Source organism: Marinobacter sp. M3C (assembly GCF_023311895.1).
In the GTDB taxonomy this organism is placed as follows: Bacteria; Pseudomonadota; Gammaproteobacteria; order Pseudomonadales; family Oleiphilaceae; genus Marinobacter.
The window spans coordinates 2,915,890-2,939,077 of sequence record NZ_CP092284.1 but is presented as its reverse complement, the minus strand read 5'-3'; the positions used below and the strand labels follow the sequence as shown (position 1 = coordinate 2,939,077).

The following is a 23,188-nucleotide window of genomic DNA, read 5'->3' as shown; positions in this document are numbered from 1 at the left end:
GCGCTCAATCAATACCGATAATTTTGTGCATTTGCAACGTCAGGCGCCAGCGTGGATTCGCCAGACAGTAATCCGTCGCTTTACGCGTATTACTCTGCTTGATCACATCCGTGCTGGTTTCCGGCACCGACGGCGAGGCCATGGGCGACAAAAAGAAATGATCAGCCTGTATGTGCAAAAAGCGCTCGGGCAGGGCTTTTTGCTGTGGGTACACCAGCTTAAGTTCGTTGCAGCGTTCAATGACCACTGGCGCATCGGCCTTCGGGCTCACGCAGAGCCAGTCGATGCCGGCAGGTGCCGGCAGGGTACCATTGGTTTCAACGCCAATTTCAAATCCGGCCTGGTGCAGGGCACTAATCAATGAAGAGTCTAGCTGCAGCAGCGGCTCGCCGCCCGTGCACACCACATAGGGTTTGCCAGGTGCTACAGGCCACAACCCCGCAACATGCGCTGCCAAAGCCTCAGGCGTAGCAAAAACACCGCCATTCTGGCCGTCGGTACCCACAAAGTCGGTGTCGCAAAAGTCACACACTGCGGTGGCACGGTCTTTTTCCCGACCCGTCCACAAATTGCATTTGCTGAAACGGCAGAAAACCGCTGCGCGACCGGCTTGGGCACCTTCACCCTGCAGGGTATAAAACGCTTCTTTTACCCGGTACATCAGTGGTGAGCCTCGTAGGCAACAGGGTCCTGTTGCTGATGCTCGGCAAACGCCTGCAAGCGTTCCACACAGGAACTGCAACGGCCACAGGCTTTGCTACGGCCGTTGTAACAGGTCCAGGTGTGGCTGTAATCCAGGTTCAACTGCAAACCGAGGGCCAGAATGTCGCCTTTGGTGAAGTTCATGAACGGAGCTTCCACCGCGACCGGCTGGTAGTTTGCAACTTTACACACTGCGTCCATTTTTTCCACAAACTCAGGACGGCAATCCGGATAAATCGCGTGGTCGCCGCCGTGAGCGCCGAACCATACGGCGCTGGCTTCTACAGTGACGGCATAGCCGGTGGCCAGTGCCAGCAAGATCATATTGCGATTGGGCACCACGGTAGATTTCATAGAACCTTCCTGGTAATCCCCCTCAGGCACGTCAATGGTTTCAGACGTTAACGCAGAGCCTGCCATTACGTCGCTCATGGCGCGAATATCAATTATTTTGTGCGGTATGCCCAGCCGTCGACAAACCTCTTGGGCACAGTCCAGTTCGCGCACATGGCGCTGGCCGTAGTTAAAAGATATGGCATGAACATTCAAGCCGTCAGCACGTGCCTTGTGCAATAAGGTGAAGGAATCCATGCCTCCGGAATAAATTACAACCACGGTGTCAGTCATTCAGGCGTCCATTAGGTGGGCGGTCGATGTGCTTTCATAGGCTTTATTGTAACAGCGTGCCGGCAGGTTGGGTTCGCACATGCACTGGCGGCAAGGTAAACTCATTTACAAATGCATTCCAGCTATAACAGGTGACGTTATAAGTAACCAGATTCCAGCCTTTATCGATTTCGAAGCATCCAGTCTAGATCTTATCGCAAGCTATCCTATTGAGGCTGGCCTGTGCCTGAATGGTAAATACCTGCATAGCTGGCTAATAAAGCCCTGTGAGACCTGGCTGGACTGGTCAGAAAGCGCAGAGCAGATTCACGGCATTGAACGCGATGAACTGACCCAGAGCGGCGAAGATGTGGCAACCGTAGCGCGTGCCCTAAATCGCCTGCTGCCGGAACAGGTGTTCTGTGATGCCTTCACTTTCGACAGCTTCTGGCTGCATCGGTTATTTCGCGCGGCCGCCATAGAACCGGAATTTCAGCTGGAATCGGTGTCGGTGCTACTCAACAGCCGGCAGGTTAAGCTATGGCCTGATGCCCGCCAACACGTCATCAGCGAACTGGGTTTACCGGTGCACCGGGCCAAAAACGACGCCTTGATTTTATCGCACACCTGGCAACGACTTAACCGTTAAGGTTTTCGCGTCCGCGTCAGCCTCCTATACAAATATGACCGTCCGCATCCCGTTAAGGAATACGCGCCGCTCAATGTGCAGCTTTACCGCACGGTGCAGCGCAACGCATTCACAGTTGCGCCCGAGGGATTCCAGTTTGACGGGCGTGAGGCTGTGGTCGACGCGTTCTACTATCTGATCGATGATCGGGCCTTCATCCAGGTCCGTCGTAATATAATGGGCCGTCGCGCCAATCACCTTTACCCCTCTTTTGTACGCCTGGTGATAAGGCCGCGCGCCCTTGAAACCGGGCAGGAAAGAGTGGTGGATATTGATGGCCCGCCCCACTAATTGCTCGCACAGCGAGTCTGACAGGACCTGCATGTACCTGGCCAGAATCAGGAGTTCGCTTTCGGTTTCATGGACTATTTCCATCAGCCGCGCTTCTTGCTGACTGCGAGACGCGTCCGTAACCGGCAGGAAAAAGTAGGGAATACCGTGTTCCGCCGCTATGGGCGCCAGGTTTTCGTGATTCGAGATGAGGCCCATGACTTCCATGTTGAGCTCGCCGGACCGCCAGCGGTAGAGAATGTCGCGCACACAATGGTCCAGTCGGGATCCAAATATCAGCACTCTGGGCCGATGGTCGGCGTCGGTGATACTCCATTCCATGAAAAACCGGGTAGCGGTCTTCGTGAACGCCTCAATCAGCGCAGCATAGCCGGGATTCGCTGCGGCCTTGATACGAAAACAGGCGCGCGCAAAGAAGTTCTCCTCTTCCACATCGTCAAACTGATTGAACTCTTCGACGTAACCATCCAGGTTGTTGATGAAGGCGGTAATACCGGCCACCTGGCCCTGAGCGCTTGGCCCGGTGGCGGTTAAAATGTAGCGCGCGTCATTCAGGGGCATTTTGTCCTCCCGGGCAGCGCGTTCTGAACGCATACCGTGTCGTTCGTTGATGGTTAGATGGATGGGATTGCAAAGCGTCAGCACTCGACGATATTGACCGCCAGGCCGCCGCGCGAGGTTTCCTTGTATTTGTCATGCATGTCGCGCCCGGTATCGCGCATCGTTCGAATAACCTTGTCAAGCGAAACGATGTGCTCACCGTCGCCCGCCAGCGCCATGTGCGCTGCATTGACCGCCTTGACCGAGGCGATGGCATTGCGCTCGATGCAGGGCACCTGGACCAGACCGCCGATGGGGTCGCAGGTCAAACCAAGGTTGTGCTCCAGACCGATTTCCGCCGCATTCTCAACCTGCGCCGGGGTTCCGCCGAGGATCTCTGCAAGCCCGGCGGCGGCCATCGCGCAGGCCGATCCGACCTCGCCCTGACACCCCACTTCTGCGCCTGAAATTGAAGCGTTTTTCTTGCAAAGAATACCGACGGCGGCGGCGGTGAGCAGATAATTGACCACATCGCGATCGTTCGCATCAGGCTGAAACTGCATGTAGTACTGCAGCACCGCCGGAATGATGCCAGCTGCGCCGTTCGTCGGCGCCGTCACCATCCGCCCGCCGGCGGCATTCTCTTCGTTGACAGCCAGGGCAAAGAGATTGAGCCAGTCCATCGCGGATGAGGTGGAGGCAATCAAGCTGCCGTTGTTTTTCTTGGCCAGCAAGCGTGCATGCCAGGCCGCTGCCCGGCGCCTCACGAATAGTCCGCCGGGGATCATGCCCTCATTGCGCAAGCCGTTTTGCACGCAGGCCTGCATGGCCTCCCAGAGCCCTATCAGCTGGGCACGAATAGTGGCCTCGTCGCGCCACGCTTTTTCGTTTTCCAGCATCACCCCGGAAATACTCAGGCCGTGCGTCTTGCACAGGGCGAGCAGTTCAGCCGCCGTATTGAACTCGTAGGGCAGGGGCGTCGTGTCGGTGTCGAAATCACCCTGCGCGGCCTGGGCCTCATCAATCACGAAGCCGCCGCCGACTGAGTAGTAGGTGTTGCGATAAAGCTCGTCGCTGTGCGTATGGGCGATCACCCGCATCGCATTCGGATGATGCAAAAGATTCTCTGAATGCCATTGCATGTCGCGGTTTGCGTTGAAATTAATCGGAAACCGGGCATCGAGCAGCAGAGTCTGGGTCTCTTGAAGCGCCTCCATAGTCGGGCCGATAACGACCGGATCAATGGTCTGCGGTTGCTCCCCCATTAGCCCCATAATGGCGGCACGATCCGTCCCGTGGCCCACGCCGGTAGCCGACAGCGAACCAAACAAGTGAATCTCTATGCGCCTTACCTGCTCCAGCATTCCCTGGTGGCGAAGCGCCTGGACAAAATCATAGGCGGCACGCATGGGGCCGACGGTATGCGAGCTGGAGGGTCCGATCCCAATTTTGAACAGGTCGAAGACACTGATGGACATGGATCACCTCGGGTGAATGCGGTTTCCTGATGTCAGATCCCTGACGAGAATGAAGCATACGCTGCCGTTTTGGCCCAGAGCCGCTTGGATACGACTGGTTGGCTTCCAAAAGCGTCATTTTCGGTCAGGGTTATGTCTGGACGCTACCGTAGGTCGGTTCGCCCTGGGCATCGATCAAGGCGGTTGCCGCGCCTCCAGCCCGTGCACCGGACGGGCAGGACACCCCGCTAATTCTCTCACTGCGTGGCGGAATACCGAAATACTCACGGTAACACCTGGAAAAATGCGAGGTGGAGACGAAGCCGCATGCGGAGGCGACTTCGACGATCGACAGCGGGCTTTGCTTAAGCAGCTGGCGTGCACGGGTCAGGCGCAGTTTGATGTAGTACCGTGAGGGCGAGCAGAGCAGATGCTTTTGAAACAGCCGTTCGAGCTGGCGCCGCGACATCAACACGAAGACTGCAAGCTCATCCAGACAAATGGGCTCTTCGAGATTGGCCTCCATCAGGGCAACGATTTCCAGTAGTTTGGGTTGGGTACTGCCAAACCAGTGTTTCAGCGGCACCCGCTGCAGGTCTTGCTCGTTACGCACCAGGTCATAAATGAACATTTCAGAGATAGCGCAAGAGAGCGCTCTGGAATGATCGCGGGCGATCAGACTGAGCATCATATCCAGCGGCGCGGTGCCACCGGACGCCGTTGACCGATCCCGGTCAATGCAGAAAAGCCGATCGGTCAGGGTGACGCGATGAAAAGTCTCTTTCATCATGACCATGTATTCCCAATGCACGCTGACCTCGTAGCCATCCAGCAGTCCGGCCCTGGCCAGCGCCCAGCTGCCCGTACAAACCGCGCCGAGCCTGCGCGAGAGTCGTGCCTGAGCCTTCAACCAAGCGAGATGTTCGCGGGAGGCGCTGCGCTCGACGCCCACGCCGCCACAAACGATGACTGTGTCTATCGGCGGCGCTGCGGACGTTGCAGTATCCGGCGTGACCAGCACGCCGTCGCTGGCTCGCACGGGTGTTCCGTCCAGGCTTAAGGTCACCCAGTTATAAAGTGTACGACCGGCCAGCTGGTTGGCCATTCGCAGCGGCTCGATGGCGGCCGCCATCGAAATAAGGGTGAAGTTGTCCAGCAGGAGGAAACCGAGCGTCTGAATCTGCCCCTGGGCAGGAATAGCCGCATGTAGCGTGTCTTTATCCTGGCGCTCATTAGTGCTCGTCATCAGACAATTGCCCCCTGCTGGTTAATACCAGGGCTTCCAGCCGTCGCGGCGCACCCAGGGTGGCGCGCTAAACTGGCCCCTTGTTGCATCCTAGCAATTTGACATCGCTAATGTCTGTATTCTCGGTTATGCCCGCTTAAGCGTGTTGTGCGGATCGATGACGAATTTTTTGGGCACGCCCGCATCAAACTCGCCGTAACCGAGCGGCGCATCGTTCAGCGAGATAACCTCGACCCCGACGACATCCGCTATCTTGATACGATCCCACATGATGGCCTGCATCAACTGGCGGTTGTACTTCATCACCGGTGTCTGGCCGGTGTGGAAGCTATGGGACTTTGCCCAGCCAAGGCCAAAACGCAGGCTCAGGTTACCCTTCTGGGCGGCTGTATCCGCAGAGCCCGGATCCTCGGTGACATACAGACCGGGAATGCCCAGCTTGCCTGCAGCACGGGTAATCTCCATCAGCGAATTGAGCACAATCGCCGGGGCCTCTTCCTGGGCGCCCTCATGCCCATGACCGCGAGCCTCGAACCCTACGGCGTCTACCGCACAATCCACCTCGGGTATGCCAAGCAGTTCGGCGATCTGATCGCCCAGAGAAGCGTCCTGCGACAGGTCAACCACCTCGAACCCCTGAGATTTTGCATGGGTCAGGCGGGTCGGATTGACGTCGCCGACGATGACTACCGCCGCGCCCAGCAAGCGCGACGAAGCTGCAGCGGCGAGCCCGACCGGTCCTGCACCGGCGATATAGACCGTACTACCTGGACCGACGCCTGCTGTTACCGCGCCGTGATAGCCTGTTGGCAGAATATCGGATAGACAGGTGAGGTCACGGATCTTTTCCATTGAAAGATCGCGGTGCGGCAGTTTCAGCAGATTGAAGTCGGCATAGGGCACCATCACATAGTCGGCCTGACCACCGACCCAGCCTCCCATATCCACGTAACCGTAAGCGCCACCAGCGCGCGACGGGTTGACGGTGAGGCAGACGCCGGTGTCCTGCTCCTTGCAGGTACGGCAGCGCCCGCAAGCTACGTTGAACGGCACCGACGCCAGATCGCCAACCTTGAAATTCTCGACATCAGAGCCGATCTCAATCACTTCGCCGGTAATCTCGTGACCCAGCACCAGCCCTGCAAGCGCCGACGTGCGGCCGCGGACCATATGCTGGTCCGAACCACAGATGTTGGTCGTGATCACCTTGAGCAGTACGCCGTGGCCGATCCTGCGGCCCTGTGGGTTCTCCAGTTTCGGAAACGGAATGGACTGGACTTCAACTTTGCCCGGGCCTATATAAACAACACCGCGATTGTCACTCATTGTTATTATCCTCATTTTCAGCGTGTTTTGTGGTGATCCCATACTCTTCGCCTGCGTCCAGCAACCAGCGATACAGGTAATCGGCGAAACTGCGCCGGATCACCAGCTCCCAGTGTTCGGCATCAGGACGGCGAAGTAGCACTGTGGTCTTGGCAAACACCGTCGACACTCCTCTGCCAACGGGGAATGCGTGCGGATGCACGTCACAGGGTGTCGACTTCATCAGCACCTCGTGCGCGCTGGGTCCTGACAGTGCCAGCACTGTCTGACCGCCGCTGACGTTAACGATTGCATAGGTGGCTTCCCCCAGCGCCACGCGCAACGCCTTCTCGGTGGCAAATTCCTCACCCGGCGGCAAAATCACCAGCCACTCGTCCGGTGACAGCCACTGGATGCTTTTTTCCCCGTCAACGTTCAGGCCGCAGGCGGTTTCGGGCAAGGCAATACCGACCACTTCTTTTACCGCCGCACGCAACACGTCCGCAGTGCCCCGCACAATCAGGTGGCCCAGAAAGGCACGTTCAGCCATGACTACGCTAGCCCCTTCTTTATGAGCAGAGACAGCATGTCGGTGAAGCGAATAATGCAGCGGCGATTCGGCCGCGATCGTGTCCGGCGCACGTTGTTCAAAAATGGCGACCTTAGACATTCTGGCGCTCCCCCTTGGGGTCATAGAAGATCGGACTGACGATTTCTGCGGCGTGGGTAACACCACCGGCCATCGGACAATAGACCCGCTCGCCGATGCGCTTCTGGCCGCCCTTGACTAACGCCAGCGCGAAACCATGGCTCAGCGTCGGGCTGTAGTAGCTCGATGTCACATGTCCGACCATGGTCATGGGTATTGGCTGCTGCGGATCGAAAACGATCTGCGCTCCTTCCTGAAGCACGACCGTCCCATCCACGGGTTTGAGCCCGACCATTTGTTTGCGATCCTCGCGACAGGTATCCGGCCGTGTGAGCGAGCGCTTGCCGATCCAGGAAAACGGCTTGTTGTAGCCAACGCACCACTGCATCCCAAGATCCTCGGGCGTTACCGAACCATCGGTTTCCTGGCCAACGATAATGAACCCCTTTTCGGCCCGCAGCACGTGCATGGTTTCGGTGCCGTACGGCGTCAGGCCGTACTTGTCGCCATGCTGAAACAGGGTCTTGCAGACATGCATGGCATAGTGGGCCTGCACGTTGACCTCATAACTGAGCTCTCCGGTGAAGGAGATCCGATACACCCGTGCCGGTACGCCGGCCACCGTACCCTCGCGCCAGTCCATGAACTTGAAGCTGTCGCGATCAAGGTCAATGTCAGTAACTTCTTCAAGCAGGCGGCGTGCTTCTGGCCCGGTGATGACCATGGTTGCCCAGTGATCGGTAACCGAGGTGAAGCTGACATCGAGTTCGGGCCACTCGGTCTGATGCCACAGCTCAAGCCACTCCAGAACCCGAGCAGCGCCTCCAGTGGTTGTAGTCATCAAAAAGTGGTTGTCGGCAAGGCAGGTGGTTACCCCGTCATCCATCACCATACCGTCGTCCTTACACATCAGGCCGTAGCGCGCCTTGCCGACCGCAAGTTTTTCCCAGCCGTTGGTGTAGATCCGACCAAGGAACTCGCGAACGTCCTTGCCCTGAATATCGATCTTGCCCAGGGTAGAAGCATCAAGCATACCCACCTTCTCGCGCACGGCACGACACTCGCGCACGACTGCATCGTGCATCGTCTCTTCATTATTAATGGGGAAGTACCAGGGCCGCTTCCACTGGCCGACATCTTCAAACTTTGCGCCACGCGCAAGGTGCCACTCGTGCAATGCGGTGTAGCGCTCGGGGTCGAACAGGTCGCGGCGATGGCGCCCGGCGATTGCACCAAAGCTCACCGGAGTGTAGTTAGGGCGAAATATCGTGGTGCCGGTGTCAGCTATGGTCTGATTGAGGCAGCGGGCGGCGATTGCCATGCCGTTGATATTACCCAGTTTGCCCTGATCGGTGCCGAACCCCAGCGCGGTGTAGCGCTTGACGTGCTCGATGGCTTCGAACCCTTCACGGGTAGCAAGCTCTATGGCCGCTGCGGTCACGTCGTTCTGCAGATCGACGAACTGCTTGGGCGCACGCAAAGTCGGCTTCTCATGAGGTACTTGATACAGACCCAGAGCTTCGCCGGTCTCAAGGCGTTCGACGTCGGGCAGGTCGATTGCCGCCGACGTGTCACCACACCCAATTGCGGCCTCGGCACCTGCTTCGGCGCCGCCCTTGAGCACATCGCCGAGCGCGTACACGCCGCAGGCACCACCGACGGGCGTCAAGCCAGGCAGTTCTGCCGGCACGAAACCAAGAATGTCTTCACGCCAGACCGGCCGCGAGTTGGTGTGCGAGGACAGGTGCACCACTGGGCTGTAGCCACCAGAGCTGGCAATGGTGTCGCAACTCAATTCTCTGACCGCACCCGTCGTCTGAAAGCGGGCGACGTCGATGCTGGCAATTCGCGCACCGGTCACCCGGTTTTTGCCTTTCGCCTCGATAACAGCGCTGCCCATGATGATGTTCAGCCCTTGCGCACGCGCCATTTCACTCCAGTGGCCATCGGCACGGTCCCGGGCATCAACGATGGCGACAACCTCATGGCCGGCTTCCGCCCAGTCGAGTGCGGCGCGGTAGCCGTCGTCGTGGCAGGTCGAGACAACGAGGCGTTTGCCCGGTACAACGCCGTATCTGCGAATGTAGGTGGATACGGCGCCAGCCAGCAGGTTGCCCGGCACATCGTTTTTCGCGTAAACCAGCGGCCTTTGGTGAGCGCCTGTAGCCAGAACAATCTGCGCAGCACGAACGTGATACATGCAGGCGCGCGCCAGCCGGTGGCCGTTGACCTCCGGTGCGCGATCACCAAGGTGTTCTGTGCGGCGTTCGTACAGTGTTACGAACTGATGGTCGTGCAAGCCGTTGGCCGTGGTACGCGGCAACAGGAGAACGTTGTCCATGCCTTCCAGTTCGGCCACCACGGCGGCTACCCATACGGAGGCCTCTTTGCCGTCAAGCATTTCCCGCGAACAGAGCAGGGATCCGCCCAGCTCTTCCTGCTCATCGCACAAAATAACGCGCGCGCCACTCCTGCCGGCCGCGAGGGCGGCGGCCAATCCAGCAGGACCCGCGCCGATCACCAGCACGTCGCAGTGTTGCTTGCTGTGTTCATAATGGTCCGGGTCTATTTCGCGTGGGCTACGCCCCAGACCAGCCGCCTTGCGAATCAGCTTTTCATAGGTCATCCACATCGACGCCGGCGCCATGAATGTCTTGTAGTAGAAACCGGGAGGGATCATCGGGCTGAACAGTTCCCCGACGGTGCTTAGCAAGTGGCTGTGAGGGTTGGTGCTTTTGGCACACAGGCCATCGAACAGAGCCTGCTGGGTCGCCCTCACATTAGGGACCTGCGTCGCCTCCGTAGCCCCTAATTGCATGATCGCATTGGGCTCTTCGGCGCCGGCGGCGACAATGCCGCGCGGGCGCGAGTACTTGAAACTGCGGTTGACGATGTCTACGCCATTGGCGAGCAACGCGGAAGCCAGCGTGTCACCGATGTAGCCGTGACAGGTCTGACCGTTGAACGAAAACGTCAGTGGACGACCACGATCAATGCGCCCACCCTTTGCCAGACGATTGACCTGATTCATGCACGGACCCCCTGTACTTTTTTGTGTACTTGCTCAACCTGCCCTTCACGACCGTGCGCTGCCGGGCCGACAGTGACGCTGGCTTGTTCACCCATGCGATACGTTTCGAGGATCTCGTAGCTGACGGTGTTGCGGGCAACGTTGAAGAACTTGCGACAGCCTGCCGCATGTACCCACATTTCCTGATGCAGTCCTCTGGGGTTGTCACGGAAGAACAGGTAGTCGCCCCATTCTCTGTCTGACGCCGCCTCCGGATTCTCCGGGCGCTGGACATGGGCCTGGCCCACGCAGTGAAACTCTTCCTCAGACCGTCGCTCGGCGCAGTAGGGGCAATGAATGTAGAACATGGTCCGGGCTCTCCTTTAGTGAGCGACGCCTGCGGCGCCGTGCTCGTCAATCAGCGAGCCGGTGTAGAAGCGATCGATTGAAAACGGCGCCGCCAGGGCATGTGGCCGACCGTTCGCCAAAGTCCAGGCGAAGACATCGCCCGAACCCGGGGTGGCCTTGAAGCCACCAGTGCCCCAGCCGCAGTTGAAAAACAGCCCTTCAACCGGTGTGGCAGAAAGGATCGGACAGGCATCTGGCGTGGTGTCGACAATGCCGCCCCACTGCCGGTTCATGCGCACCCGTGAGAAGATCGGGAACAGTTCAATAATCGCCTGCATGGTGTGTTCAATCGTCGGGTAACTGCCGCGTTGGCCATAACCGTTGTACCCGTCAATGCCGGCGCCAATGACCAGATCGCCCTTGTCCGTTTGGCTGATATACCCGTGCACGTGGTTGGACATGACAACCGTGTCGAGAATCGGCTTGAGCGGCTCTGACACGAATGCCTGCAGAGGGTGCGACTCGATGGGCAGCTTGATGCCGGCCATGCCAGCGACCACGCCCGAGTTACCGGCGACCACACAGCCCACTGTTCTGGCATTGATATCGCCGCGACTGGTATGCACACCGATAATCTCGCCATTGTGGATATTGAGCCCGGTGACTTCGGTCTGCTGGATCAGGTCGACCCCGAGCCGGTCCGCGCCGCGGGCATAGCCCCAGGCCACGGCGTCATGGCGGGCCACGCCTGCCCGCGGCTGCCACGAGGCGCCCAGCACCGGGTAACGGGTGCTGCCGGAGCAGTCCATTATGGGAACCCGCTCCGCGACCTGGCGGGCATCGAGCACTTCGCCATCGATGCCGTTAAGACGGTTGGCATTGACTCTGCGCTGAATGTCGCGCATGTCCTGCAGGGTATGCCCAAGGTTGAGCACACCGCGCTGTGAGAACATGACGTTGTAGTTCAGGTCCTGCGACAGCCCTTCCCACAGCTTCATCGAGTGCTCGTACAGCGCTGCCGACTCGTCCCAGAGGTAGTTTGAGCGCACGATCGTGGTGTTGCGTGCGGTATTGCCGCCGCCCAGCCAACCCTTCTCGATAACCGCCACGTTGGTGACGCCGTAGCGTTTGGCAAGGTAGTAGGCGGTGGCGAGGCCGTGACCGCCGCCGCCGATGATGATCACGTCGTATTCTTTCTTCGGCGTGGGGCTACGCCAAGTTTTTTGCCAGTTCTCGTGATAACTCAGGGCGTGTTTGATGAGTCCAAAAACCGAATACCGTTCCATAGCGAGCAACCCTTGTCAGACTGTTCTGTGGGAAATCGGGCGGTGTGGCGTCAAGCAGCGGTGGCGGCGGGACGTCGCGCGCTGATCGCCTGATACACCGGAAAACGCTGGCATAGCGTTGCGACCTTCTCTCGCACCGCGGCCTCGAGGGCTGCGGTATCGCCACCGCTGGCCAGAGCGTCGAGCAGATCACAGATCCACACCGCAAGTGTCGTACACTCGGCTTCGGCGAAACCCCGGGTTGTTACCGCCGGTGTGCCAATCCTGAGCCCGGAGGTCACGAACGGGCTCTGGGGATCGTTGGGCACCGCGTTCTTGTTAACCGTGATATGGCTGCGACCCAGCAGGGCATCGGCATCCTTTCCGGTAATGCCCTGCTGAATCAGCGAGACCAGAAAGAGGTGATTGTCGGTGCCCCCTGAAACCACGTCGAAGCCACGCTCGACAAATACCGCGGCCATTGCGCGGGCATTTTTTATGACCTGACGCTGATACTGAACAAAGTCTTCACCCATCGCCTCCTTCAAGGCCGCCGCCTTAGCCGCGATGACGTGCATCAGCGGGCCGCCCTGCTGGCCGGGGAAGACTGCGCCATTGAGCTTTTTGTGCAGCGCTTCGTCATCAACCGCGCTGAGAATGAGCCCGCCACGCGGACCGCGCAGGGTTTTGTGGGTCGTTGTGGTCACAACATGGGCATGGGTGATCGGGCTTGGATAAAGCCCCGCAGCCACCAAACCGGCGACGTGAGCCATATCGACCATCAGCCAGGCGCTAACCGAATCGGCGATCGACCGAAAGCGCGCCCAGTCGACCACCCGCGAATAGGCGGAAAAGCCGGCGATGATCATTTTCGGTTTGTGCTCGTGGGCCAGCCGCTCGACCTCCTCGTAATCGATTTCGCTGGTAACCGGATCAAGCCCGTACTGCACCGCGTTATAGTGTTTACCGGAAAAGTTCGGCGCCGCGCCGTGCGTCAGGTGGCCGCCATGGGCAAGGCTCATCCCTAGAATGGTATCGCCAGGTTTCACCAGCGCCATGAAAACGGCGGCATTGGCTTGCGCGCCCGAGTGGGGCTGCACGTTGGCGTAGCGGGCGCCGAACAGTTCGCAGGCGCGCCCGATTGCCAGACTCTCCACCGTATCGACATGTTCGCAGCCGCCGTAATAGCGCCGCCCCGGATACCCCTCGGCGTATTTATTGGTCAGCACAGTACCTTGTGCCTGCATCACCCGCGGGCTGGCGTAATTTTCAGAAGCGATCAGCTCGATGTGCGCTTCCTGACGTGCGGACTCCGCATCGATGGCGTCCATCAAAACGTCATCAAACCCCTGTAACCGGTCTTCACGGGTGAACATGTAGCATCTCCTCAAAAATTTCTGGTGTGCAGGGCGTGGCGAAGGCGCCAGGCGTTAAACCGTGTTTCGATGGTAGCCCTGTGGCCGACTAAAAAAGTGCTTAACAGCGTCAGTGCAAATCCTGTTTGCGACATTCTCAGTAACCCACAACAACGTCACTCAATGGCCGACTGCAACAGGCAAGGATGAAGCCCGCCTCCTGGTCTTCTTCAGTAATGCCGCCGTTGTGCTGCATATCTACCGTGCCGGCTTTCAGCTCAACCCGGCAGGTGCCGCACAAGCCCATGCCGCAAGCCTTCGGAATGTGCAGGCCCACCTTGGCCGCAGCGGCGTGAACAGTCTCGCCCCGTGGCACGCGCACGTGCTTGTCGCTGTCGGCGAAGGTAACACCGACCAGATCAGCCTGGTCGAGTGCCTCGGCAGCGGCCTCGGCGTGCTCGATAACGTCTTCCGCAACCTCCGCCGGTGTCGAGCCGAACGACTCCTCGTGGTAACGAGCCATGTCGAAACCCGCTTCGCCCAGGATCCGTCTGACCGCACGCATGTAAGGGGGCGGGCCGCAGCAAAACACCTCAAAATTCATGAAGTCCGGCGCGATCAGCTCCAGCATCTGCTGGTTCAAATAGCCCCTATAGCCGACCCAGGGTTGGCCGGGCTCCTGCCGCTCGCAGATGACATGCACATTGAAGCTGGCGATGCGCGAGCACATGTGGTCGAGCTCGCGACTGAAGATGACGTCCCGGGGGGTGCGGGCACTGTGGATAAAGCAGGCGTTAACATTGGCATTGGTATCGAAAAACCAGCGGGCCATCGACATGACCGGCGTTATGCCAACACCACCGGAGAGCATCAGGATATTCTCGGTGGGGTAATCGATGGCATTGAAGTCGCCAATCGGTCCGTGCACCGCAAGCTCGAAACCTTCAACGAGGTTATCGTGGAGCCAGTTGGAAACCTTGCCGCCGGGTATGCGCTTTACCGTAATCGAAAAGCTGTAAGGCACCGATGGGGAGCTGGAAATACTGTAGGAGCGCATGATTTGCTCGCCGTCGATTTCCAGCTCCAACGTGACGAACTGGCCGGGCTTGAAATAGAACAGGATCGGCTGTTCCGCAACGAAACAAAAGGTGCGCACATCCCAGGTTTCCTGGATCGCCTGGGTGCAGCGCACCACGTGGCGGCCATTGCTCCAAGTCTGCGTGTTAACGGGATTGAGAAACTGCATAGTCATAGACTCTTTCTCGTCTGAGCGGTCTGCAGGCAACGGCAACCTGGGCCAAGTATCGCTATCACTATAATCACTGATGCATGATCCACCTGAAGCATGGTCGGCAGAGCCATTCTGGCCGCCTGTCCCTGGGGCGACTTGCCTATTTACGACACTGGCGTATCTGGAACTGCCATCACGGCCCTGACACGGCATGTCGTCGCCAGCGCTGCGCATGTCGTGAATAGACAACTCTGCTTCCTGAACCTGGTCCACACTCAGCTCTAAGTCAGATGGCATCTGAGACAATCATTCACACCGTGAGGAGAGAAAGCGATGGACCATAATTTTACCGCAGGTTTTGACGACCCAATGAATGACCCGCGCAGTGTGATGGCTGAGATGCTGCAGAGCAGGCGCCAGACTTTCTCTTTGCCACAAGCCCTCTACAATGACGCGAGAATGTTCAGACTCGACATGGAAGAGATATTTGAGAAGGAATGGATTTTCGCCGGAATGACGTGCGAAATCCCAACCAAAGGCAGCTACATAACGGTCGAGGTGGGCAGTAACTCCGTGATCGTGATGCGCGACAATACAGGCGCTGTGCGGGGGTTTTACAACGTCTGTCGCCATCGCGGTTCGCGCCTGTGCAGCAAGGCTCAGGGCAAAGTTGCCAAGCTGGTGTGCCCCTACCATCAATGGACTTACGAGCTCGATGGACGCCTCCTGTACGCGGGCAGCAATATGGGCGACGCCTTCGATCCGTCCGAATACGGATTAAAACCCGTGTATGTCAAAACCGGTGGCGGCTTTATTCTGATCTGTCTGGCCGAAGATCCACCCGCCGTCGATGACTTTCTCGCCACGCTCGGGGAGTACCTTGAGCCCTATGACATGGACAACGTCAAAGTCGCCGCCGAATCGACGCTGGTTGAAAAGGCCAACTGGAAGCTGGTGGTCGAAAATAACCGCGAGTGCTATCACTGCAGTGCTGCGCACCCCGAATTGCTAAATAGCCTGCAGGAGTTCGATGACACCGAGGATCCCCGCGCCACACCCGAGTACAAGGCGCTGGTCGCGCGCAAGCAGGCCGAATGGAGTGCCCAGAATATACCCTGGAAGCTACAGCGTTTCGGTCAGCGTAACCGCCTTACCAGAACCCCCCTATTGGAGGGTACGGTCGCCATGACAATGGACGGTAAACCTGCTTGCAAAAAACTGATGGGCCGAATCCAGAATCCTGACATGGGTTCGCTGCGCATCCTTCATCTGCCCAATTCCTGGAATCACTTCATGGGGGATCACGCGGTGGTGTTTCGCGTGCTACCGCTAGGACCCCAGGAAACAGTGGTCACCACCAAGTGGCTGGTACACAAGGATGCCGTCGAAGGCGTCGACTACGATCTGACCCACATGCGGCGGGTCTGGGACGCAACCAACAATCAAGATCGGCGTCTGGTGGAGGAAAATCAGCTTGGTATCAACTCCAGAGCCTACCAGCCAGGCCCGTATTCAGAGACTTACGAATACGGCGTCATCGACTTCGTGCAATGGTATAGCGAACAGATGCTCAGCAGCCTGGGTTACGGCCAGGATCATTTGCGTGTAGTCGGGAAATAAGGGCGTCAGCTCGGCAGCACCCCTTCCTCCTTCAGCAGCGCCTGGATGGCGTCAGCTCCGATCTCGGAACTGACGCCGGTCAACACCTTACCGCCGCCGCCCTGCGTCTTCGCCGCTGCTGCTTTAAAGCGGTCCCGCGCCGACGACGCGGTGATGATCTTCAACCGTTTGGGTCGCTTGCGCGCCGGTGCGGTAAGCCATCCGGCCCGCACTTCGTCAGGCATGGACGCGGCGGCGGACACCGCAAGCACGCCCCTGCGCGCCGGACCGAAAGCCGAGGGACGCGCGCCGGGTGCTGCGCTATCGACCGTTACGATCGCAGGAAGCCGCACCGAGAGCCGGCGTCGCTGGCCGCGCGGCAGAGCCTGCAGCAGCGTCACGACGCCGTCGTTTACGCTTTCTACCTGTGCCACACCACTTACAATGGGCCAGCCGAGCCACTCGGCCAGCAGATAGGGAAGCATTCCCGAACCTTCACCGGTTTCGGCGCGCATGCCGCAAAGTACCAGCTCTGGCGCCAGCTCACGCAGCGCGTCGGCCAGCGCCGGCAGCACATCGGCGCCGGCTGCCTGTTCTATCAGCGCCAATCGCTCCACGGTGTTTTCGCCAGCCTCGGGCGCGCCGACCATCCCGAGATAGCCGCGCAGCGCCGGCTCGCTTTCGGCATCGTTTTGTCCAGCGTGCACCAGCGCTGTGCGGGCACCGGCAATGGAGAATGCCAGCTCGTACGCGCGCGCATCCTGGTCAGCGCGCCGCGTGCGCCCGGTCAGCGGATGGCGCCCTATCGAGACCAGCACGGCAATACCGGGGCCGTCGGCGTGCGCCGTTTTCGCGAGCACCTTATGCGGCATCTTTCTTCTCCTGAAGTCGTTGCTGCAGCGCCACCAGAGCCGCCAGAATTTCGTCGGCGTCGCCGATCACGGCGAGGTCGGCGCGTTTGACCATGTCGCAGTGCGGGTCGAGGTTGATCGAAACAACCTTGTCGCAGCTTTGTATACCCTGCAGATGCTGGATTGCGCCGGAAATACCCACCGCGAAGTACACCCGTGCAGTGACCCATGTGCCGCTGGCGCCGACCTGGCGGTCGCGCGCCATGAAACCGTCATCAACCGCAACGCGCGAGGCACCTTCGGTAGCCCCCATAATTGCCGCGGCGTTGTGAAATCCGGCCCAGTCGCTCACACCACGACCGGCGGCCAGAATAAACTCCGCTTCGCCCAACGCGACCGTCGCGGGGTTAACGGCAACGGCACCGAGATCCTGGATGCGCCCCGGTATCCGCGACAATGGCGCCGGCAGTGTCATCGGCCGGGCCGCGTGGCGGGTCATGGCCACGGGTTCGGCGCATTCGGCCAGCGCCAACACCAACCGTGGTAGCGGTCGGTTTATATCCGTGCTGCCCGCAGCGCCTAGCCCGCTGCAGCGCTTGCCTTTCGTGTCCTGGTTGATCTGCCAAACCTGTGTTGCCGGGCGTTCGGATAATCTCGCCGCCAACCGGCGGCCCAGGTCGGCGCCGCCTATCGCTGAGTCTGGCAAAAGCCAGTGCCGCGGCGAAAGCTCGCGCTCGACGTCAGCCAGCACGGCCAGGCGTTCTTCGGGGCTGCACTGGGTATTAGAGGATGCGCCCAGGCCGGGGGATTGATCGGCAGAGTGTATTAAAGTGTGTGTTAGAGAGTGTGTTAAAGAGTGCAGTAGTCGATCGACACCGGCAGTTCCGAAGCCATCCTCCCGAATGGCGCCAAAGACCATGGCCAAAACAGCGCCGGGCATGGCCGGATCTGCATCGGCCAATTGCCGGGCCAAACCGAGCAGGTCCCGGTCATGGGCCGATAGCCGCCCACCGGGAAGATCAGGCACCACCGCAATCAGAAAAGCCGGAGTCTCGATCTCAACGGTTTTACGCGGGTCGACCGCCACTGCCGGGCGTTCATTTCGCGAGTTTAGACTCGTCTCTGTCTGGGCGCCGCTGCGGTCGATTCGCTTGATGCCGTTGGGCCCACTAAATCCCACTCGATGCGGGTTGCGCCGCACCAGCCCATTGGGGCCGGCCCACAGCGATGGTCCAATCCGGCTTGTGCCAAGCATCTCCGCAAGCACCGCGCCGTGGTCTGGGTGCAGGCGGTTGCGCGCGATCCGCTCCTTGCGTGAGTCGCGGCGCGGAAGAGAATCCGTGTCGTCACGCATCAGCGAGCAACTCCACGGTTAGCACCGGCTGGCCCGCCTTGTCGTTCCGGCCGGATTGATCTTTCTGCGCCGATGGCACCAGGCAGTCGGCCACGAGTTCAGCAATGTCACGAACCTCCGGCCCCGGTTCTACCACGCCCTCCAGCATGGCGGTGCATTGCGGACAACCGACGGCTACCACACTCACGCCGGTTTCACGGATGTCATCCATGCGCATGTCGGGAATCCGGCGTTTACCGGGAACGTCGACGATCGCCGCGCCCCCGCCGCCGCCGCAGCAGCGTGAGCGAAAGCCGCTGCGTTGCATTTCCACCAGTTCCATGCCGAGCGCCTTGAGCACGTTGCGCGGCGCCTCGTACTCACCGTTGTAGCGCCCCAGGTAGCAGGGATCGTGATAGGTGACCTTGTCGCCTTTCCACTGGGAAATCGCCAGGCGTCCTTTGGCGAGCAGCTCGGCGATATAGGTGCTGTGATGATAAACCTGATAAACACCGCCCAATTCGGAATACTCGTTCTTGAGCACATGAAAGCTGTGGGGATCGCAGGTGAGAATACAGCCGAAGCCATACTGTGACAGCGTTGCGATGTTGCGCCTCGCAAGACTCTGGAAGGTTGCTTCGTCGCCAAGGCGGCGAGCGAGATCACCGCTATCGCGCTCGTCATTGCCGAGCACCGCGAAATCGACGTCGGCGGCGCGCAGTATCCTGACCAGCGCACGCAGTGTTCTCTGGTTACGCTGGTCGAAGGCGCCATCACCAATCCATAGCAGGACCGCCGCGTCGCGCACGTCGGCCATTAGCGGCAGGTTGAGATCCGCGGCCCAGTGCATACGCGAGTCGGGGGCGAAGCCGCTGGGATTGTCGGTCGCAATCAGGTTTTCGATAACCTCGACGCCACGTCTGGGTGTGGTGCCCAACTCCAGGGTGATGTGGCGGCGCATGTCAACGATGGCGTCGACATGCTCGATCATCATCGGACATTCCTCGACACAGGCCCTGCAGGTGGTGCAGGACCACAGGGTGTCGGCGTCGATCAACGCCTTGCCTTCTCTACCGATGATGGGCTCATCGAGTGCGCCATGGTGCTCGCCCACCGGGTTGCCGGGGTGCGGAGACCCGTGATAGCCGGCATCGCTGCCCCCGGCCAGCCCGACCACCATGTCCTGTATCAGTTTTTTCGGGTTAAGGGGCTGGCCCGCAGCAAACGCCGGGCAGACTGCTTCGCAACGCCCGCATTGCACGCAAGCATCGAACCCCAGTAGCTGGTTCCAGGTGAAATCCGCCGGTTTTCCTGCGCCCAGCGGCGCCTGCGGGTCAGCGAGATCAAGCGCTTTCAGGCCGGTGGAATGACCGCCTCCGAAGCGTTCCGGCCGGCGATGGAAAGCCAGATGCAGCACGCCGGCGAAGGCGTGTTTCATCGGCCCACCCCAGGTCATACCCAAAAACATTTCAGCCAGGCCCCAGGCCACCACAGCCGCGAGAAGCACGGCCAGTACCCAGCCACCGATGGCAGCGGGCACCACCCCCGCTGCGGGCAGAGTAACAACGAAAACCCCCAGCGAGAACGCAACCAGGCTTTTGGGCAGACGCATCCAGGGCCCTTTCGACAGCCGGGCGGGCGGATTGCGTCGACGCAAGGCCACTAACAGGCTGCCACCAAACATGCATAGCGTGGCCGCCAGCAAGGGCCATGTCAGCCAGGCGCTGCTCAGGCCCAGGCCGTGCACCGCAATCGCGATCGGCGCCGCAAGGGCAAACCCCCCGGCCGTCGCCACGTGGGTGCGGGAAATGTACTTGTCGCGCTCCACCACGTGGTGGAGGTCGACAAGATAGCGCCGGGGCACAGCCGCCAGCCCATTGAAAAAGCCAACATCCGAGGGACGCCCCTGTCGCCACAGGATAACCCGACGAGCCGCCCCGATGATCGCCAGCACCAGCGCCGTGAATATCAGGATGGGTAGGATAGTTTCAAGCATGGTGGTTCTCCTGTGGCCTACTTGAGCGGCCGCCCGACAACCGCCTCAGAAGTCCTTGCACAACCTGAGCGCATCGTAAATGGCGGCGTGAGTGTTGCGTGGCGCGTTGCAGTCACCCAGGCGGAACAACAGAAAATCGCTGCCGTTGCCACTCAGCGTATTCAGGCATGGCTGCGGCCTGATTTCAAACAGCGCCTCAAGGTCGACCTGGCCCTTGTTCAGCGAGCGCGGCTTGAGCGCGTAGTACAGCGCTTCATCGGGCCGTACGCCGTTTTCAACCACCACCTGATCAACTACCCGCTCTTCCTGAACGCCGGTATATTCGTTTTCGAGTACCGCCACCAGCTTGTCGCCTTCGCGATAGACCTTCTGCAGCATCAGGTCGGAGGTCATGATCACCTCCTTGGCGTACAGGCTACGGTAGTAGGTTGGGAAGCTGGTGCCGCCAACGGCCGCGCCGGGCTTGATGTCGTCGGTCACGATTTCGACTTGGGCGCCTTTCTCGGAGAGGAAATCGGCCGCCGATACGCCGGGGAACTCGCAGATTGTGTCGTACACCAGCACATTCTTGCCGGGCGCGACAACGCCGTTGAGGATGTCCCAGGTGCTGACGACCAGGCCGTCTTCGGCACCCCATTCAGGCACCTGCGACAGGAAAGGCGCGCCGCCGGTTGCGACAATCACGATGTCTGGACGCATCTCGAGCACGCCTTCGTCCGCTCGTACGCCGAGACATACTTCGACGTTAAGGCGGGCCAGTTCGAGCTGAAACCAGCGGGTGATGCCGGCAATCTGATCGCGCTGCGGCGCCTTGGAAGCTATGGTGATCTGTCCGCCAAGTGCTGGGCTCGCCTCGTACAGCGTCACAGCATGACCACGCTCCGCAGCCACCCGCGCCGCCTCCATGCCCGCAGGACCGCCGCCCACGACCACTACCTTGCGCCGCGGGCCGGTACTCTTGTCGATGATATGCGGCAGACCCTGATACTCACGCGAGGTTGCCGCATTCTGGATGCACAGCACATCCAGCCCCTGGTACTGCCGATCGATACAATAGTTGGCACCCACGCACTGCTTGATCTGGTCTATCTGCCCCAGTTTGATTTTATTGACGATATGCGGGTCGGCAATCTGCGCCCGCGTCATCCCCACCAGATCAACGTAGCCGGCCTCCAGTATGCGCTGCGCCTGATTCGGATCCTTGATGTTCTGGGCATGGATCACCGGCACACCGACAACGGCTTTAATGCCCGCCGCCAGGTGCAGAAACGGCTCGGGCGGGTAGGACATATTTGGAATCACGTTCGCCAGAGTGTTATGGGTGTCGCAACCGGAGCCGACCACGCCGAAATAGTCGACCATGCCGGTCGCGTCGTAATAGGCCGCGATCTGTTTCATGTCGTCATGGCTGAGGCCATCGGGATGGAACTCGTCGCCGCTGATGCGCAGGCCGACGATGAAATCATCGCCGACTTCGGCGCGAACCGCCTTTAGAACCTCAAGACCAAAACGCATGCGGTCTTCGAAGGTCTTGCCCCACATGTCGGTGCGTTTGTTGACACGCGGGCTCCAGAACTGATCGATCAGGTGCTGGTGCACGGCCGATAGTTCAACGCCGTCCAGGCCGCCAGCCTTCGCCCGTCGCGCCGCCTGAACGAAATCACCAATGATGCGCCAGATCTCTTCTTCTTCGATGGTCTTGCAGGTCGCGCGATGGACCGGTTCACGTATACCCGATGGCGACACGAGCGAGGGCCAGTCGAAACCATCCCAGCGGGACCTGCGGCCCATATGGGTGATTTGGATCAGGATCTTGCCGCCATGCTTGTGCACGGCGTCCGCCAGGTTTTGGAAGTGGGGGATAATGCGATCGGTGGCCAGATTTACCGAACTCCACCAATTATGGGGACTGTCGATGGACACCACCGACGAGCCCCCGCAAATGCACAGACCGCAGCCGCCTTTGGCTTTCTCTTCGTAATAGCGCACGTAGCGCTCGGTGGTCATGCCGCCATCGGTTGCATAGACCTCGGCGTGGGCGGTGCTGACCACGCGGTTGCGGATAGTCTGGGTGCCAATCTGGATGGGTTTGAACAACGCCTCGAAAGCCATGGGAAAGTCCTTAACTCAGGGGCTGAACGATGAATATGCCGTGGTCGCAGCCAGGTTCCGCCGCGCTCTGGATCTGTTCAGCGCGGGTCCGCAACGAATGCCCCCAAGCTTCCTGAATCTGGTCCATGGCGCCGGCAAACCAGCCGGTGAACATATAGTCGACCTTGCGATCGACTTTTCCGTAAACGTACACAAAGGCACTGTGGTCCAGGCGGACGCGTGCGACCCCCTGCTCGATATCGAGTTTCTCAATGGTGAACAGGCCCCAACCACGCTGCGAGAGGCGCAGCATGTAATGCTCAAACACGGCTGCGCCTTCCAGGCCGTGCAATTCGGCCTCCTTTTCACACCAGTGCCATGCCGATTTGTAACCAGCGTCGTAGAGAATTTCGGCATAACGCACAGCGCCTATTTCCTGCTCGATCGCCATGTGATTATTGACAAAAAAGTGGCGCGGAACGTAAAGCATAGGCAACGCATCGGTTGTCCAGACGCCGGTTTCCTTATCAACCTCGATAGGCAGTTCTGGTGCCGTCGTCGTCATGGTCGCTCCCCTCGCATTATTTTCCATCCCCGGTCGTTTTCAGGATCGTTACGGACGCCA

Annotated in this window: 19 protein-coding genes; 2 read left to right on the top strand and 17 right to left on the bottom strand. The window is 59.7% G+C overall.

Annotation, left to right across the window (positions count from 1 at the left end):
- Positions 1-4 precede the first annotated feature (4 nt).
- Together queE and queC are read right to left on the bottom strand one after the other, a co-directional pair.
- Positions 5-661 carry a 7-carboxy-7-deazaguanine synthase gene (gene queE, locus MIH18_RS13795; protein ID WP_249012640.1) on the bottom strand — a complete coding sequence of 219 codons (657 nt, stop codon included), beginning with the start codon at positions 659-661 and terminating at the stop codon, positions 5-7.
- The gene (gene queC, locus MIH18_RS13790; protein WP_249012639.1) at positions 661-1,329 is read right to left on the bottom strand and encodes a 7-cyano-7-deazaguanine synthase QueC; all 669 of its coding nucleotides are present in this window, start codon (positions 1,327-1,329) and stop codon (positions 661-663) included. Before queC ends, queE begins: the two co-directional genes overlap by 1 nt.
- A 79-nt stretch (positions 1,330-1,408) precedes the next feature.
- Here queC and MIH18_RS13785 point away from each other — a divergent pair, with 79 nt between their 5' ends.
- Positions 1,409-1,957, top strand: a complete 549-nt coding sequence (locus tag MIH18_RS13785; RefSeq protein ID WP_249012638.1) for a hypothetical protein — start codon at positions 1,409-1,411, stop codon at positions 1,955-1,957.
- Between the two features lie 24 nt (positions 1,958-1,981).
- Here MIH18_RS13785 and MIH18_RS13780 read toward each other — a convergent pair whose 3' ends face one another.
- The 10 genes from MIH18_RS13780 to MIH18_RS13735 form a co-directional block, all read right to left on the bottom strand.
- Positions 1,982-2,848, bottom strand: coding sequence for a formyltetrahydrofolate deformylase (locus MIH18_RS13780; protein ID WP_249012637.1), 867 nt, complete (start codon positions 2,846-2,848; stop codon positions 1,982-1,984).
- A gap of 77 nt (positions 2,849-2,925) precedes the next feature.
- A complete protein-coding gene (locus MIH18_RS13775; protein ID WP_249012636.1) occupies positions 2,926-4,305 on the bottom strand; it encodes an L-serine ammonia-lyase in 1,380 nt (459 codons plus the stop codon).
- Between the two features lie 130 nt (positions 4,306-4,435).
- The gene (locus MIH18_RS13770) at positions 4,436-5,530 is read right to left on the bottom strand and encodes a GlxA family transcriptional regulator (protein WP_249012635.1); all 1,095 of its coding nucleotides are present in this window, start codon (positions 5,528-5,530) and stop codon (positions 4,436-4,438) included.
- A 126-nt stretch (positions 5,531-5,656) separates the two neighbouring features.
- Positions 5,657-6,856 carry a formaldehyde dehydrogenase, glutathione-independent gene (gene fdhA, locus MIH18_RS13765; protein ID WP_249012634.1) on the bottom strand — a complete coding sequence of 400 codons (1,200 nt, stop codon included), beginning with the start codon at positions 6,854-6,856 and terminating at the stop codon, positions 5,657-5,659.
- On the bottom strand, positions 6,849-7,505 hold the full coding sequence (gene soxG, locus MIH18_RS13760; RefSeq protein ID WP_249012633.1) for a sarcosine oxidase subunit gamma family protein: 657 nt from the start codon (positions 7,503-7,505) through the stop codon (positions 6,849-6,851). The genes fdhA and soxG overlap by 8 nt, the downstream gene beginning before the upstream one ends.
- Entirely contained in the window at positions 7,498-10,515 is a 3,018-nt protein-coding gene (locus tag MIH18_RS13755) for a sarcosine oxidase subunit alpha family protein (RefSeq protein WP_249012632.1), read from the bottom strand. The genes soxG and MIH18_RS13755 overlap by 8 nt, the downstream gene beginning before the upstream one ends.
- On the bottom strand, positions 10,512-10,862 hold the full coding sequence (locus MIH18_RS13750; RefSeq protein ID WP_249012631.1) for a sarcosine oxidase subunit delta: 351 nt from the start codon (positions 10,860-10,862) through the stop codon (positions 10,512-10,514). Before MIH18_RS13750 ends, MIH18_RS13755 begins: the two co-directional genes overlap by 4 nt.
- 15 nt (positions 10,863-10,877) lie before the next feature.
- On the bottom strand, positions 10,878-12,128 hold the full coding sequence (locus MIH18_RS13745) for a sarcosine oxidase subunit beta family protein (RefSeq protein ID WP_249012630.1): 1,251 nt from the start codon (positions 12,126-12,128) through the stop codon (positions 10,878-10,880).
- A gap of 50 nt (positions 12,129-12,178) precedes the next feature.
- A complete protein-coding gene (gene glyA / locus MIH18_RS13740) occupies positions 12,179-13,483 on the bottom strand; it encodes a serine hydroxymethyltransferase (protein WP_249012629.1) in 1,305 nt (434 codons plus the stop codon).
- A gap of 136 nt (positions 13,484-13,619) precedes the next feature.
- On the bottom strand, positions 13,620-14,714 hold the full coding sequence (locus tag MIH18_RS13735) for a hybrid-cluster NAD(P)-dependent oxidoreductase (RefSeq protein WP_249009075.1): 1,095 nt from the start codon (positions 14,712-14,714) through the stop codon (positions 13,620-13,622).
- Between the two features lie 312 nt (positions 14,715-15,026).
- On the opposite strand from MIH18_RS13735, the gene MIH18_RS13730 reads away from it, so the two are divergent.
- Positions 15,027-16,313: an aromatic ring-hydroxylating dioxygenase subunit alpha gene (locus tag MIH18_RS13730; protein ID WP_249007052.1), complete on the top strand. Its 1,287-nt coding sequence runs from the start codon at positions 15,027-15,029 to the stop codon at positions 16,311-16,313.
- Positions 16,314-16,318: 5 nt separating this feature from the next.
- Here the strand turns inward: MIH18_RS13730 and MIH18_RS13725 are convergent, their stop codons facing one another.
- The 5 genes from MIH18_RS13725 to MIH18_RS13705 are packed head-to-tail and all read right to left on the bottom strand — an operon-like array spanning position 16,319 to position 23,128.
- Positions 16,319-17,164 (bottom strand): electron transfer flavoprotein subunit beta, encoded by an 846-nt coding sequence (locus tag MIH18_RS13725; protein WP_249007051.1) that lies wholly within the window; start codon positions 17,162-17,164, stop codon positions 16,319-16,321.
- Positions 17,154-18,497, bottom strand: coding sequence for an electron transfer flavoprotein subunit alpha/FixB family protein (locus tag MIH18_RS13720; RefSeq protein ID WP_249007050.1), 1,344 nt, complete (start codon positions 18,495-18,497; stop codon positions 17,154-17,156). Before MIH18_RS13720 ends, MIH18_RS13725 begins: the two co-directional genes overlap by 11 nt.
- Positions 18,490-20,472, bottom strand: a complete 1,983-nt coding sequence (locus MIH18_RS13715) for a (Fe-S)-binding protein (RefSeq protein WP_249012628.1) — start codon at positions 20,470-20,472, stop codon at positions 18,490-18,492. Before MIH18_RS13715 ends, MIH18_RS13720 begins: the two co-directional genes overlap by 8 nt.
- 45 nt (positions 20,473-20,517) lie before the next feature.
- Complete coding sequence (gene dgcA, locus MIH18_RS13710) at positions 20,518-22,584, bottom strand: dimethylglycine demethylation protein DgcA (RefSeq protein ID WP_249012627.1); 2,067 nt, start codon at positions 22,582-22,584, stop codon at positions 20,518-20,520.
- Between the two features lie 10 nt (positions 22,585-22,594).
- A complete protein-coding gene (locus tag MIH18_RS13705) occupies positions 22,595-23,128 on the bottom strand; it encodes a 4-vinyl reductase (protein ID WP_249012626.1) in 534 nt (177 codons plus the stop codon).
- Positions 23,129-23,188 lie beyond the last annotated feature (60 nt).

Bases quoted from the DNA above. Each gene is read 5' to 3' on its own strand.
- queE (WP_249012640.1), bottom strand. From the start codon at position 661: ATGTACCGGGTAAAAGAAGCGTTTTATACCCTGCAGGGTGAAGGTGCC.
- queC (WP_249012639.1), bottom strand. From the start codon at position 1,329: ATGACTGACACCGTGGTTGTAATTTATTCCGGAGGCATGGATTCCTTC.
- MIH18_RS13785 (WP_249012638.1), top strand. From the start codon at position 1,409: ATGCACTGGCGGCAAGGTAAACTCATTTACAAATGCATTCCAGCTATA.
- MIH18_RS13780 (WP_249012637.1), bottom strand. From the start codon at position 2,848: ATGCCCCTGAATGACGCGCGCTACATTTTAACCGCCACCGGGCCAAGC.
- MIH18_RS13775 (WP_249012636.1), bottom strand. From the start codon at position 4,305: ATGTCCATCAGTGTCTTCGACCTGTTCAAAATTGGGATCGGACCCTCC.
- MIH18_RS13770 (WP_249012635.1), bottom strand. From the start codon at position 5,530: ATGACGAGCACTAATGAGCGCCAGGATAAAGACACGCTACATGCGGCT.
- fdhA (WP_249012634.1), bottom strand. From the start codon at position 6,856: ATGAGTGACAATCGCGGTGTTGTTTATATAGGCCCGGGCAAAGTTGAA.
- soxG (WP_249012633.1), bottom strand. From the start codon at position 7,505: ATGTCTAAGGTCGCCATTTTTGAACAACGTGCGCCGGACACGATCGCG.
- MIH18_RS13755 (WP_249012632.1), bottom strand. From the start codon at position 10,515: ATGAATCAGGTCAATCGTCTGGCAAAGGGTGGGCGCATTGATCGTGGT.
- MIH18_RS13750 (WP_249012631.1), bottom strand. From the start codon at position 10,862: ATGTTCTACATTCATTGCCCCTACTGCGCCGAGCGACGGTCTGAGGAA.
- MIH18_RS13745 (WP_249012630.1), bottom strand. From the start codon at position 12,128: ATGGAACGGTATTCGGTTTTTGGACTCATCAAACACGCCCTGAGTTAT.
- glyA (WP_249012629.1), bottom strand. From the start codon at position 13,483: ATGTTCACCCGTGAAGACCGGTTACAGGGGTTTGATGACGTTTTGATG.
- MIH18_RS13735 (WP_249009075.1), bottom strand. From the start codon at position 14,714: ATGACTATGCAGTTTCTCAATCCCGTTAACACGCAGACTTGGAGCAAT.
- MIH18_RS13730 (WP_249007052.1), top strand. From the start codon at position 15,027: ATGGACCATAATTTTACCGCAGGTTTTGACGACCCAATGAATGACCCG.
- MIH18_RS13725 (WP_249007051.1), bottom strand. From the start codon at position 17,164: ATGCCGCATAAGGTGCTCGCGAAAACGGCGCACGCCGACGGCCCCGGT.
- MIH18_RS13720 (WP_249007050.1), bottom strand. From the start codon at position 18,497: ATGCGTGACGACACGGATTCTCTTCCGCGCCGCGACTCACGCAAGGAG.
- MIH18_RS13715 (WP_249012628.1), bottom strand. From the start codon at position 20,472: ATGCTTGAAACTATCCTACCCATCCTGATATTCACGGCGCTGGTGCTG.
- dgcA (WP_249012627.1), bottom strand. From the start codon at position 22,584: ATGGCTTTCGAGGCGTTGTTCAAACCCATCCAGATTGGCACCCAGACT.
- MIH18_RS13705 (WP_249012626.1), bottom strand. From the start codon at position 23,128: ATGACGACGACGGCACCAGAACTGCCTATCGAGGTTGATAAGGAAACC.